Source organism: Arthrobacter sp. K5, assembly GCF_040448525.1.
Classification (GTDB): Bacteria; Actinomycetota; Actinomycetes; order Actinomycetales; family Micrococcaceae; genus Arthrobacter; species Arthrobacter globiformis.
In genome coordinates this window covers 3697883-3710847 of record NZ_CP159279.1, presented here as the reverse complement: position 1 = coordinate 3710847, position 12965 = coordinate 3697883, and the positions used below count along the sequence as shown (strand labels likewise).

Here is a 12965-nt window from a genome sequence, read left to right as displayed (position 1 = left end):
TCACAGCGGCGGCTGCGACTGGGTTGTGGTCGCGGTTGACGCCAGGGCTGGTTGCCGGAGATGGGCCAGGACCTGCCCCGGCCGGTTGGTGGTGATCTCATGGATGCCCAGCCCCCGGCACAGCTCCACATCGTGGTCCTCGTCCACCGTCCAGACCCGGAACCGGCGCCCGGAGTCCAGCCAGCGCCGCACAGTGCCGGGATGCCGGCGGACATAATCAATGCCGGGCCCGGCCATTTCCACTGCGCCCTCGTTGAGAATCCGTTCACCCTCCAGCTGCGCGGCCTTCATCACGTTGGCCACAGCACTGCCCGTGAAAGGCCCCAGGCCCAGCTCCTCACGGATCCCGGTGACATTCACGTCGTCCACGAGCTGGCAGATGAACTCACCGGGCACCGACTTGCGAAGGTGCCTCACCGAGTCCGGGCTGAAGCTCATGAAGGTCACCCGGATGTTGCCCAACCTGGATGTGGCGGCATCCCAGCCCTCGGCCCGCAGCACTTCCAGCACCCGGTCCTCCAGCCGCAGCTGGTAGGGGCTGGGATGCTTCAGCTCGATGGCCAGCCCGATCTCCCGCCCGGCAGCCCGCAGCAGGTCCAGCAGGTCCGGCAGGGTCAGGAACTGTTCGGACCTGGGCCCGTAGGCCTCGGGGATCCGGACGCCCTTCCAGGATGAAAAATCCAGCAGCCGCAACTGGTCGACGGTGCGTTCGGCCACGGGACCGGTGCCGTCCGAGGTCCTGTCCAGATTGGAGTCGTGCAGCAGGACAACGTGCTGATCGCGGGTGAGGTGCACATCGCACTCCACGCCGTCCGCGCCGTCGGCGAGCGCCCGGAGATAGGCGGCGCGGGTGTGCTCGGCGAAATCCGCACTGGCACCCCGGTGGGCGTAGACCAGGGGACGGGTTAGGGCTGACTCGTCGGCTGTCATGGTCACACGTTAGCGGACCGCGGCCGCCAAAGCGGGGCTAGGCTTGGCACATGCAGGTGAACTCTGAGCCAACCACCCAGCAAGATTCGACGGAGGAGCTTTCCCCGGAAAGCCCCGAGCGGAAAGACGAACAGGGCGGCCGAACTCCGGCGCGTCCCGCCGTCGTACGCCAGCTCACGGCGGGCGACGCCGAAAAGGCGGCCGCACTCCGGAAGATGAAAGTGGTGGCACTGTGCCTGCTCATAGCCATGGCTGTGGTGTTCGTCGTGGCCTTCGCGCTGCAGAAGCAGTACCCCTGGCTGGAGTACGTCCGGGCCGCTGCGGAAGGCGGCATGGTGGGCGCACTGGCCGACTGGTTCGCAGTGACGGCCCTGTTCCGCTACCCCATGGGGCTGAAGATCCCGCACACCGCCATCATTCCGCGCCGCAAGGACCAGATCGGCGCGTCCCTGGGCGAGTTCGTGGAGACCAACTTCCTCTCCGAACAGGTGGTCCAGGACAAACTGGCCAGCATCAACATCTCCGGCAAAGTGGGTAGCTGGCTGTCGGGCCCGGGCGGCGCCGAGCGCGTGGCCAAAGAGGGCGCCGCCGTCATCCGCGGTACGTTCAAAGTCCTGAACGACGACGACGTCCAGGCCGTTATCGAGGGCATGGTCCGCAGGCACCTGCTGGCTCCCCCGTGGGGCCCGCCCGTGGGACGCATGGCCGAGCGGATCTTCGCCGACGGGCACCACCACAAGCTGGTGGACCTCCTCGTGGACCGGGCAGCGGACTGGGTGGCGGCCAACCACCAGACGGTAAGCCGGCTCGTCACGGAGCGCTCCCCGCAGTGGGTGCCCAGCTTCGTGGACGGCCTGGTGGGGGACAAGGTCTACATCGAGCTGCTGAAATTCACCCGGGCGGTCCAGGATGACCAGCAGCACCAGGTCCGGCTGTCCATCGACAAGTACCTGACCGACCTGGCCCAGGATCTGCAGCACGATCCCGCCATGATCGCCCGCGCGGAGGGCATCAAGGCGCAGGTGCTTGGCGATCCGGAGGTCCGTGAACTTGCTTCCCGGACCTGGGCCACCATCAAGGGCGCGCTGCTCACCGCCGTCGACGATCCGGACAGCGAACTGACGGTGAAGTTCAAGGCGGCCGTCCGCGATTTCGGCACCCGGCTGGTCACCGACGAGGAACTGGCCGGCAAGGTCAATGCCTGGATCGGCGACGCCGCCGGCTATCTGGTCCGCACCTACCGGTCCGACATAGCCGGGGTGATCACGGATACGGTGGCCCGCTGGGATGCCGAGGAAACGTCGCAGAAGATCGAGCTCCAGGTGGGCAAGGACCTGCAGTTCATCCGGATCAACGGCACGGTGGTGGGATCCCTCGCCGGACTCGCCATCTTCACGGTGGCCCACCTGACGTTCGGCTGACACGCCGCGTCCCCGGGCTGACGGGTTTAGGCGAACGGCGTTAGTTCCACGCCGGCTTCCTCCAGGCCGGCGCGGACGGCCGCAGCCATTTCCACCGCGCCGGGGGTGTCGCCGTGGATGCACAGGGAATCCGGGTCCACCCGGACCACGGTCCCGTCCACCGCCACCACCTCACCCTTGAGCGCCAGGCGCACCGCCCGCTCAACGATCGGCACGACGTCGTGCAGCACGGCGCCCTCCTGCGAGCGCGGCACCAGAGTGCCGTCCGGCAGGTAGGCGCGGTCCACGAACGCCTCGCGGAATACGGGATGCCCGGCATCCTGCGCCTGCTTCAGCAGCTCGGAACCCGGAAGACCCAGGATCGGCAGCCCGGGATCGTACGCGTGGATGGCTGCCACCAGCGCGGAAGCCTGCTCGGCATCGTGGAATGCCCGGTTGTAGAGGGCACCGTGCGGCTTGACGTAGTCCACGGTGGCACCCACCGCGTGCGCTACCCCGTCGAGCGCCCCGAGCTGGTACAGGACGTCGCCGAACAATTCGTCGAAGGACATGTCCAGGGAGCGCCGCCCAAAGCCGGCGAGGTCCCGGTAGCCAACGTGGGCGCCGACCGTGACGTCCAGTTCATAGGCGGCGCGGCAGCTATCCAGCATCGTCACGGGGTCTCCGGCATGGAAGCCGCAGGCCACGTTAGCACTCGTGATGAGCTCGAACATGGCCGCGTCATCACCCATGGTCCAGGAGCCGAAGGACTCCCCGAGGTCAGCGTTCAGATCCACCCGCACTACCTTCCGTTGTGTCCCGTTGACTCGTGAGCTCGCCCGGTAACGTGTCCGGCATCGGCCCGAAGGCTTCTTTCGCGTTGGCGACGACGGCCCTGCCCATCATGAGGTTACCGGCACCGCCCACCACCGCTCCAATGCCGAAAGGCAGCGCACGTCCGAACAGGGCGGTTCCCTGCCGCCTGAGCAGGTTCCGCAGGAAGGCCTTCTGGATGCGCTCACGGATGAAACCGAACCCGGACGACGGCATCCTGCCCGCCAGCGCATTTCCCCAGGCCTGGCTGGCACCCTTGCCGCGGCCCATGGCCTGGCCGCTGAGCGAGCCCAGCAACGCGGTGCCCTCCTCGCCGAGCATCACGGCCATCACCAGGGTGCTGGCTTTCTCCGGATCCGTCATCCGGATCCCGTGCAGTTCGGCCAGCGAGGTGGCGTACAGGGCCGTTGCCTCGAGGAAACCGACGGTGGCGGCGGCAGAGAGGCCCAGTGACGCCACAGTGCCGACCCCGGGAACGACGGCGGTGGCCCCGACCAGCGCTCCCCCGCCTGTCACTGCCCGAAGATAGTCGCGCTCCAGGATGTCCGCGAGCTGGGCTGCAGATGCCCGCGGGTTGCGGCGCTGGAGCCGGCGGATGTTCGCCACCACCAGCGGGCGCTGGATCTCCACGGCCCGCAGCAGCAGGTTGTGAACGCCGGGTTTGGGATTGCCGTGTGCGTCGAACACGGCGTTGTGGGCTGTTTCCTGCGCGATTCTCATCGCGGGATTGCGTCGCTTGGCCATCATCACCTCTACCTCGGAACAACCGGCGGCCGGAGACCGCCGTCTAGCCTTAACACTAGGCCACACCTCAAGATACCAAGCATGCTGATCATAGTGGTGCCGGGCCAGCCCTCACATCAGCCGGCACTCACAGCGCCCAGGACTCGCCCACGGCCATGTAAGCCGATGAGGACGGCCCGCGGGGTCCGGGGTAGACAGTAGGGGCGCCGGGCCATTCGACGCCGAACTCGGAGAGTTTGCCTCCGCTGCAGGGGTGGTAGACGTTGCTCATGGAGGCGCTGGCGGGTCCCAGCTGGAAGTCCGGCGCAGAAAACTGCCGCCGGTCCAGCACCCCGGAGATCTCGAGGGCGGCCCGCCGCCCCGTCGCCCGGAATCCGCGCTCAAGGTCCAGTTCGACGTCGAACTCGTCCTGGGTGTGGCTGACCGCACCGAGCGGAAAGCGCGTGGCCTCCGGAAAGAAGCGCGTCAGTTCGGTGGCCAGGGAAGAGGCGAAGAATTCGTTGGAGCCGTAGCTGCGCCAACCCTGGAGCGTGGCCACCATGAGGACCGTTCCGGTGCCCCACCGGGACCAGTCAGCCACCCAGAAAGAGGCGAAACAACTGGCGGGTTCACCGGGGATATGGACGCCGTTCCGGTCCACCGGGTGCAGGGCAAGGCCAAAGTTTGCGCCGATCAGCGCCACATTGCGCCGCCCCGGCCGGGCCGGTGTGTTCCCCATGGCTAGAGCCTATCCCGCCGGACGCGTTCCACGCGCCAGAGGCTCGGCCTAAGATTGCCGTGTGCCCCTCCCCCGCGCCATCCGACCCTTTTCCCACCGCGAATACCGCGTCCTGATCGGCGCCCTCGCCGTATCCATCTTCGGCTCAGGCATGTGGGCCGTGGCCATGGTGTACCAGGTCATCCACATCGGCGGCGGCCCGCTCGAACTGTCCCTCGTCGCGGCGGCAGGCAGCGTGGGCCTCGTGGCATTCGTCCTGGCCGGCGGCATCGCAGCGGACCGCGTTCCGCAGCGTCTGCTGATAATCGCCGTCGAGGGAACCAACCTTGCCGTGATCGCAACTGTCAGCGGGCTGGCGATGGCCGGCTGGCTTCAGCTCTGGCATTTGGTGGCCGGTGCCTTCGTCCTTGGCGTCGGGGCGGCGTTCTTCTTCCCGGCGTACTCGGCGATTCTGCCGCGGATCCTGCCGCCGGAGGACCTGCTGGCCGCCAACGGCATGGAAGGAACCCTGCGTCCCACACTGCAGCAGGCGGCGGGTCCTGCCGTGGCCGGCATCGTTGTGGCGGCGTTGTCGCCGTCGCATGCGGTGACGGGCGTGGCGGGGTGCCACCTGCTGGCCTTCATCATCCTGAACTTCCTCGGCCAGCACGCCCTTGCGGCCCCCGGATCCGCCACGGCAGCACCAGCCAAGACTTCTTTCTTCTCCGACCTCCGTGAGGGCGTCAGCTATACGGTCCGGACGCCGTGGCTTCTGTGGACGCTGCTGTGGGCGTGCATTTCGGTGCTGTTCCTGATCGGGCCCATCGAAGTGCTCCTGCCTTTCGTGATCCGGGACCAGCTGGGCGGGGACAGCCGCATGTTCGGGTTCCTGCTGGCCGTCATGGGGGTCGGCAGCGCCGTGGCCTCGCTGGTTACGGCGTCCGTCCGGCTCCCGCGCCGCTACCTCACCGTCATGATGGTGTGCTGGGGAGCGGGCACCCTGCCGCTGGCAGCGGTGGGGCTCATGGACAGCTTCTGGCTGCTGGCCCTGGCACTCTTCATTTTCGGTGCCACGGGCAGTGTGGGCATGGTCATCTGGGGAACGCTGCTGCAGCGGCGCGTGCCCCCGCATCTGCTGGGGCGGGTTTCCAGCCTGGACTTCTTCGTGTCGCTGGCGCTGATGCCGGTCTCCATGGCGCTGGCCGGTCCCGCCGCCGCCGTGCTCCCGATCTGGCTCATCTTCCTGGTGGCGGGCGGGGTCTGTCCGGTCATGGCGGTGGCGGCCCTGCTGGTGGCCCGGATGTCCGTGGACGAAATCGCCCATCCGCTCGACCGCCGGGACGCGCTGCCCGCCGGAGCCGAGGCCACCACCTGACCGCGCGCCCGCTACGGTGTGCCCGCTGACGCCCGTCCCCTGACCGGGCACCACCAACCGGGCACCACCAGGTCCCGGGTCACTCGCGGGCGCGCACCACGGGGATGCTCGCCGTCGGCGGCCCGCTGGGGAACACCGAGGGCTCGGGGACGTGCACCGGTTCCAGCGCAACCCGCACCGGGTGGGAAGCCACGGAGTGCCGGACCCCGCGCACGTCGATGTCCAACGCATCGCCGTCGAGGACTGTCAGCGTAATGGCGTCCTGATCGAGTTCCACCAGGAGCCGGCGGCCCTGGAGCTGCAGGTGGAAGCTTAGGGTGTCCCATTCCTCGGGCAGCCGGGGATCGAAGAACGGCACGGGGCCCTGGTCGCGGAGTCCCGCGAAGCCGCACACCAGCGAGCTCCACACCCCGCCGGTGGAGGCGATGTGGACGCCGTCGATCGTGTTGCCGTGGGAGTTGTCCAGGTCGATGAACACGGCATTGGTGAAGTGCTCCAGGGCAGCCTTGCGGTACCCCACCTCGGCGGCCATGATCCCCTGCACACACGCCGACAGCGTGGAGTCCCCCGTGGTGATCGGATCGTAGAAATCGAAGGCACGGCGCTTCTCCTCCGCGGTGAACTCCTGCCACTGCAGGAACATGGCCAGCACCGTGTCCGCCTGCTTCAGCACCTGGTGGCGGTAGATGACCAGCGGGTGGAAGTTCAGCAGCAGCGGGTACTTGGAGCGCGGCGTTGTCCAGTCCCACGGTTCCAGGGTCATGAAGTCGTTGTCCTGCGAGTACACCTGGAAGTGCTCGTCGAAGGGCAGCTGGATCCGCTCCGCAGCCGCTTCCCACAATTCCCGTTCGGCGTCGTCGACCGCCGCGTGGTTCAGTGCGGCGGCTGCCCGGAGATTGAACCGGGCCATGACGTTCGTGTAGAGGTTGTCGTTCACCACCGCGGTGTACTCGTCCGGGCCCGTCACGCCGTGGATGTGGAACAGGCCGTCCTTGCCGAAGAAGCCCAGGGAAACCCACATGCGGGCGGTCTCGATGAGCAGGTCGGCCCCCATCCCGGCCCGGAACTCCGAATCACCGCTGGCCCAGAGGTACCTGTTGGTGGCAAAGGCAATGGCCGCGGCGATGTGGAACTGCGCCGTGCCGGCGGCGTAGTAGGCGCTCGCCTCCAGGCCGTTGATGGTGCGCCAGGGGAAAAGCGCCCCGTCAACGCTCAGCTCCTTGGCGCGGATCTTGGCGTCCGGGAGCATCTCGTGCCGGAACTCCAGGACCTGGCGCGCGCCGTCGGGGTTTGAATACGTCATGTACGGCAGGAGGTAAACCTCCTGGTCCCAGAAGTAGTGCCCGTCGTAGCCCGAACCGGTGACACCCTTGGCCGGGATGCCTGCGACACCCGCCCTTGCGGTGGCCTGCGCCAGCTGGAAGAGGTTCCAGCGGATGGCCTGCTGCAGTTCAGGCTGCCCGCCCACCTGGATGTCGGCGCTGGCCCAGTAGCTGCGGTAGTGTGCCTCGCTTTCGGCGAAGACATCGCCCACCGGCTTCAGCCCGGCTTCCGCCGCGACGGCCGGGTCCTCCCCGGCTTCCGCGTCCGCAGCGCCGGGCACACCCGTCCGGGCACCCCGGGACACGGCGTAGCTGACACTCTTTTCGAGCCGGAACGGCTCGTCGGCGGCGACCGCCAGCACGTAGCGGACGCTGCTGCCGTCCTGGTCCACGAGGGTGTCGAACGGCTGGTGGCCGGCGGACGTCCAGTGTTCGACGGCCATTCCCACCCGCTGTTTCGATTCAGCAGCCTCCCACGACAGGCGCAGCGAACCGTCGCCGCCCTCCATCTTGAGAGGCAGCAGGACCCGGCCCGCGTGCCGGCCCGACCGGCGCGGGTCGTGGGTGGAGTGGTCCTCCACTGGCTGGTCCTGCCGGTTGATGACGGACGAGGTGACGTCGGCGGAGACCGCCCGGTCGGCAGAAACCTCCAGGGAGATGCCCAGGCTGCCGCGCGTTTCGAAGCCCACAGCCCGGCGTTCCACGGTGGTCACCGTGGCGCCGGAACGGCACTGCCAGACGATGCTGCACTCGTAGATGCCGGTGGCGAAATCAACGGACCGCCGGTAGTCCAGCACTGCCGATTCGGTGAGGCTGAGCATTTCACCGTCGATGATGACCGTGAAGTTGTTGGCGTCCGGAATGTAGAGGATGCGCTGGCCCGTGCGCGCGAAACCGTAGGCATTCTCTGCGTGCTTGATGTCCCAGATCTCGTGGAACCCGTTGATAAAGCTGCCGGGCAGTTCAGCATCGGCCGATGCCCAGTGGGCACCCCGGACACCGAGGTGTCCGTTGCCGAGGGCGAAGAGCGTCTCGAGCGTCCCGGCGTCGCCGGGTGCGTGGCTCGTCTCCACGAGCCTCCAGGGATCACTGGGGAAGCGGACGCGGTCAGCGTTGATGAGTGCCATGAGTGGCGTTCCTTAGACGGTCGAAAATGGTGCTGGAAGTTCTGTCGGGCCTGCGGGGCCCGGTCGGTGTACGGGAGCTGCGGGCCTAGAGAAGTTCCTCGAGGTCGTTGACCACCAGGGTGGCGCCGGCATCGAGCAGCGTCTGCCGCCCGGCCCCACGGTCGACGCCGATGACTGAGTGGAAACTGCCGGCGCTGCCCGCCTGCACGCCGGACACGGCGTCCTCGACGACGACGCACTGCTCGCTCGGCAGGTCCAGGAGCCGGGCGGCATACTCGTAGGTCGCGGGGTCCGGCTTGCCGGGCAGCCCTTCCTCAGCGGCCACGACGCCGTCCACGACCACCGGGAACCGCTCCGCCAGCCCCGCCGCACGCAGCACCGAGGGGGCGTTCCGTGAGGAGGAGACGACGGCGACCTTCAGTCCGCGGTCCAGCGCGGCTTCCAGGAAACGCACCGATCCCGCGAAGGGCTCCACCCCGGAACTGACAATGTCGTTGAAGATCCGGTTTTTCCGGTTGCCCAGGCCCTGGACCGTGATGTTGTCCGGATCGTCGTCGGCCGGGCCCTCGGGCAGCGTGATGCCACGGGACGTCAGGAAGTCCCGGACGCCGTCGAACCTCGGTTTGCCGTCGATGTGGTCAAAGTAGTCACTCTCCCGGTACCCGTCCTTTTCCGGAACGGTTTCGAGGTAGCCGTCGAACAGCTCCTGCCAGGCGCGCTCGTGGACCACGGCAGTGGGCGTGAGCACGCCGTCAAGGTCAAAAAGGATGGCGGCGGCGCCGGTCCAGCTGTTTGGCCGGCTGCCAGCGCTGGTATTCAGGGTTTTGGTCATGCTTTGTTCCGTGTCCTTTCGGGGGTCGGACAGCAATGTGTTGGGAATTACCAGGAACGTGGTCGCCGGTGACCTAAGAATGTGGTGCGCCCGCAGAAACTGCCGCTTGCTGAACCTGCGGCCTGCAGCATCTGGGTTCAGGGCAGCGGGCTTGGCGGGTTCAGTTACGGTGATTCTGCGGCGTGAACAACAGGCCGGCACATCCTGCGGACCGGGCTGCGCTGCCCTGGCCGCCACCAGCGTCCTGCTGTTGGCGCGGCCGGCTTGGTTATGTCCGGCGGGTGAATTCTCGCGGTTCCGCCACATGCACCGCGGCGTTGCGGGCCAGGCAGAAGGCTTCCATGCGCGGGCGCACGATTTTTTGCCTATGTCCATGATGAGGGCGCGGGCGGTTCAGGGCAAGCCAGCGGAACATCCCCGCAGGACGGGTGGCGCAAGGATGCATGGCGCGGTCCTGCCCTTTCGAACACTCTTCGGTGATGCACTGCCAGCCGCCACCCCCGAATGGACGCCTGCCGGCCGAGTCCCGGCCGAAGAAGAGTGTAAGCGCTTGCAGTTTTACCCCGCAACTGTTTTTAATTGCGCCTCCGCCGGAACCGGGAGTCAGCCCAGGACGTAGTGCCGCAGGAACGCACTGACGTCCACCATCTCCTGCTTGGACATGGCGTGGCCCATGCCCGGATATGTCCTCGCCGTGAGCCGGGTGTGCGTGTTGAGCCACTCCTCGGTGTACGCGGTTGCGTCCCCGTTGATCACGAGATCGGCCTTGTCCCTGCCCCAGAAGAACGGGGGCCGCTCGTCAAACGACTCGCTGAGCGCCAGCAGGTCGTTGTCCAGGACGAACCCGGAAAGCCCCACCACCGCCGGGAAGCCCCGGGGCCGCAGGCGCAGGAGCGTGCTCGCCATGGCCATCCCCTGCGAATAGCCCAGCAGGCTCACACTGGTGTGGAGCGACCGGACCGAGTCGATCCAGGAAAACACTGAATTGGCAGCCGTGATGACATCGGCAAAATCGTTGGTCAGGAAATAGTCCAGCAGGAACCAGCCGTAGCCCTCAGCGATTGGCATGGGCGCGCGGAGTGCCGCACAGGTGAATTCCGCGGGGAGATAGTCGAAGAGGTTGACCATCCGGGATTCATCGGTCCCGTAGCCGTGCATCATCACCAGCAGCGGGGTGCCGGGACGCTCCTCTTGCGGCTTGGACCATACAACCGTCTCCATCCGACCAGCCTATCGAGTTGCCGAAAGCCACCCTCGCCCTGACCTGCGGATTTGATTGAAACGGGACTTACCCGGATGTAGCCTGACGCTTGACAGCATGCTTAGCAAATGACGCACGGCCAACCGTAAGAACCAAGTTACGAGAAGTCCGCGAACGCAAGGAGCAAGTCATGAGAATCGGTTCCGCCATTTTCCTCATCGCCCTGGGTGCGATCCTCGCCTGGGCCATCACACCAGGCCTCATTCCCAACGTGGATCAGACCCTGATCGGCTACATCCTGATGGCCGTGGGGGTGATCGGCCTCATCGCATCCCTGGTCATGGCCTCCCCCGGCCGGAGCCGCCGCATCAGCGAGACACGCTCCGTCGTGGACCCCAACACGGGTGAAAGGATCACCCGGAATGAAAGCCGTGACAACGGCCTCTAGTTGCGACGGTGACGTTGAACGGGAAGCGGTGAAGCCAGCAGCTTGGCCGGACCGGACCTTGGGGTCGGGTCCGGCCATTTTGGTTTTCTGTTGTTTTTTCGTTGACAAACCAACAAGAACGAAGATAAAGTCAAGTACTTGCAGATTTGTGACAGCGGTCACTGACCACGGTTACTGATCGAGGGATTACGACAGGTGCAGGAAGACGCACTGCAGAAAATTGCAGCGCAGTAACTACGCAATGGAGGGTATGTGTTTGCCGAGGAGCGTCAGCAGCAGATCGCCGGGCTCGTTGCGGCCAGCGGCCGCGCCAGCGTGACCGATCTCGCCGAGCGCTTCCGCATCACCACCGAGACCGTCCGCCGCGACCTCGCGGCCCTGGAGTCGGCAGGCACGGTGCGCCGCGTGCACGGCGGTGCCGTGTCCGCAGACCGCTTCAGCACCACGGAGGAGAGCATCCTCGAGCGGACCATCCAGCGGCAGGCGCAGAAGCTCCGCATCGCCGAAGCCGCCCTGGGCTTCCTTCCAAAGGGCCCCTCCAGCAGCATCCTCCTCGACGCCGGTTCCACCACCGAGGTCCTCGCCGACCTCCTCGCCCGCCGCGGCGCCGCAGCTCCGGCCAAACCGGCTGATCCGTCCCGGGAACTCCTTGTCATCACGCACGCCGTCCCCATCGCCGCCAAGCTCGCAAGCACACCAGGCATCGCCCTGCAGATTCTCGGCGGCCGGGTCCGCGGACTCACGCAGGCCGCGGTGGGCCAGGGCACGGTGGAAGCCGCCGGCAAGCTGCGTCCGGATATCGCTTTTGTGGGGACCAACGGCATCCATGCAAGCTTTGGCCTCAGCACACCAGATTCTGAAGAAGCCGCCGTCAAGGCTGCCTTCGTCCACTCGGCACGCCGCATCGTGGTGCTGGCCGACTCGTCCAAGCTGGATGCGGAAACGCTCGTCCAGTTCGCCTCGTTGAAAGATCTGGATACCGTGATCACTGACCGCAAACCCAGCTCGGAACTAGCGGCGGCCCTCGCCGACGCCGGAGTGGAGGTGGTAGTCGCATGATCGTCACCCTCACAGCCAACCCAAGCCTGGACCGGACGGTGGCGCTGCCCGGCCCCCTCGAACGGGGCGAAGTGCAGCGCGCAGTTTCCGTCCGCCAGGAATCCGGCGGCAAGGGAGTTAATGTTTCCCGTGCCCTCGTAACCTCCGGCCTCGAAACACTTGCGGTGCTGCCCGGCGCGGAAACCGATCCCGTGCTGGCCGGCCTGCGGGAAGAAGGCGTGCCCTTCGCTTCGCTCGCCATCCACGAACCGTTGCGCACCAACGTGGCGCTGACGGAGCCGGGCGGTGTCACCACCAAAATCAACGAACCTGGCCCTGTCCTCGCCGAGGACGCACAGGAGGCGCTGATCAGTCTGCTCCTGGAACGTTCACGCGGAGCCAGCTGGGTGGTCCTGGCGGGTTCGCTTCCGCCCGGCGTCCCGGCTGACTTCTACGCCACGGTCACCCGGCGGCTGCGCAATGCCGACGCCGGGGCCGGCGTTCCGATGATTGCCGTCGACTCCTCCGGCGCACCGCTGGCAGCGGCCGTCGCCGGCGACGCAACAGAAGCAGCGTCCGGAAAACCGGACCTGCTCAAACCCAATGCCGAGGAGCTGGCCGAACTGGCCGCAGCAGCAGGATTTTCCTCGGCAAGCACGGCTGAGGAACTCGAAGCGGATCCGTATGCCGCCGCGGCGGCAGCTGCCGCCGTCGTGCGTTCCGGTGTGGGGGCCGTGTTGGCAACGCTCGGTTCAAAGGGCGCTGTCCTCGTGACGGCCGACGGCGCGTGGCTGGCCACGCACCCGCCGGTCACCGCAGTCAGTACGGTCGGCGCCGGTGACTCGTCGCTGGCCGGCTATCTGCTGGCCGCCAGCCAGGGCGCAGCCCCGGCTGACTGCCTCCGCCAGGCTGTGGCGCATGGCGCCGCTGCCGCTTCCCTGCCGGGCTCCACCGTCCCGGCAGTCCACCAAACAACCCCCGACGCCGTAACCATCACGGCTCTCCGGAAGGATTGAC

12 protein-coding genes are annotated in these 12965 nt (G+C 67.0%); 5 read left to right on the top strand and 7 right to left on the bottom strand.

Features of this window, described 5'->3' with window-relative positions:
* A complete protein-coding gene (locus tag ABRP34_RS16855; RefSeq protein ID WP_353711069.1) occupies positions 1-930 on the bottom strand; it encodes a glycerophosphodiester phosphodiesterase family protein in 930 nt (309 codons plus the stop codon).
* 50 nt (positions 931-980) lie between these two features.
* On the opposite strand from ABRP34_RS16855, the gene ABRP34_RS16850 reads away from it, so the two are divergent.
* Positions 981-2351 carry a DUF445 domain-containing protein gene (locus tag ABRP34_RS16850; RefSeq protein ID WP_353711068.1) on the top strand — a complete coding sequence of 457 codons (1371 nt, stop codon included), beginning with the start codon at positions 981-983 and terminating at the stop codon, positions 2349-2351.
* Positions 2352-2377: 26 nt separating this feature from the next.
* On the opposite strand, the gene ABRP34_RS16845 is transcribed toward ABRP34_RS16850, so the two are convergent.
* The 3 genes from ABRP34_RS16845 to ABRP34_RS16835 form a co-directional block, all read right to left on the bottom strand.
* Entirely contained in the window at positions 2378-3127 is a 750-nt protein-coding gene (locus tag ABRP34_RS16845; RefSeq protein ID WP_043417936.1) for a 5-oxoprolinase subunit PxpA, read from the bottom strand.
* Positions 3111-3908, bottom strand: coding sequence for a hypothetical protein (locus tag ABRP34_RS16840; RefSeq protein ID WP_003799257.1), 798 nt, complete (start codon positions 3906-3908; stop codon positions 3111-3113). Before ABRP34_RS16840 ends, ABRP34_RS16845 begins: the two co-directional genes overlap by 17 nt.
* Positions 3909-4035: 127 nt before the next feature.
* Positions 4036-4626: a hypothetical protein gene (locus ABRP34_RS16835; RefSeq protein ID WP_003799259.1), complete on the bottom strand. Its 591-nt coding sequence runs from the start codon at positions 4624-4626 to the stop codon at positions 4036-4038.
* Positions 4627-4687: 61 nt separating this feature from the next.
* On the opposite strand from ABRP34_RS16835, the gene ABRP34_RS16830 reads away from it, so the two are divergent.
* Complete coding sequence (locus ABRP34_RS16830) at positions 4688-5980, top strand: MFS transporter (RefSeq protein ID WP_353711067.1); 1293 nt, start codon at positions 4688-4690, stop codon at positions 5978-5980.
* Positions 5981-6059: 79 nt separating this feature from the next.
* Here ABRP34_RS16830 and ABRP34_RS16825 read toward each other — a convergent pair whose 3' ends face one another.
* The 3 genes from ABRP34_RS16825 to ABRP34_RS16815 all read right to left on the bottom strand — a co-directional run bounded on the left by ABRP34_RS16825 (position 6060) and on the right by ABRP34_RS16815 (position 10482).
* Complete coding sequence (locus ABRP34_RS16825; RefSeq protein WP_353711066.1) at positions 6060-8429, bottom strand: glycosyl hydrolase family 65 protein; 2370 nt, start codon at positions 8427-8429, stop codon at positions 6060-6062.
* Positions 8430-8514: 85 nt separating this feature from the next.
* Positions 8515-9261, bottom strand: coding sequence for an HAD-IA family hydrolase (locus ABRP34_RS16820; RefSeq protein WP_003799264.1), 747 nt, complete (start codon positions 9259-9261; stop codon positions 8515-8517).
* A gap of 603 nt (positions 9262-9864) precedes the next feature.
* The gene (locus ABRP34_RS16815; RefSeq protein ID WP_003799266.1) at positions 9865-10482 is read right to left on the bottom strand and encodes a phospholipase; all 618 of its coding nucleotides are present in this window, start codon (positions 10480-10482) and stop codon (positions 9865-9867) included.
* A gap of 170 nt (positions 10483-10652) precedes the next feature.
* Between ABRP34_RS16815 and ABRP34_RS16810 the strand changes: the two genes are divergently transcribed.
* The 3 genes from ABRP34_RS16810 to ABRP34_RS16800 all read left to right on the top strand — a co-directional run bounded on the left by ABRP34_RS16810 (position 10653) and on the right by ABRP34_RS16800 (position 12964).
* Positions 10653-10910 (top strand): DUF6458 family protein, encoded by a 258-nt coding sequence (locus ABRP34_RS16810; protein ID WP_353711065.1) that lies wholly within the window; start codon positions 10653-10655, stop codon positions 10908-10910.
* A gap of 252 nt (positions 10911-11162) precedes the next feature.
* Positions 11163-11969 carry a DeoR/GlpR family DNA-binding transcription regulator gene (locus ABRP34_RS16805; protein WP_003799270.1) on the top strand — a complete coding sequence of 269 codons (807 nt, stop codon included), beginning with the start codon at positions 11163-11165 and terminating at the stop codon, positions 11967-11969.
* Complete coding sequence (locus tag ABRP34_RS16800) at positions 11966-12964, top strand: hexose kinase (protein WP_003799271.1); 999 nt, start codon at positions 11966-11968, stop codon at positions 12962-12964. The genes ABRP34_RS16805 and ABRP34_RS16800 overlap by 4 nt, the downstream gene beginning before the upstream one ends.
* Position 12965 lies beyond the last annotated feature (1 nt).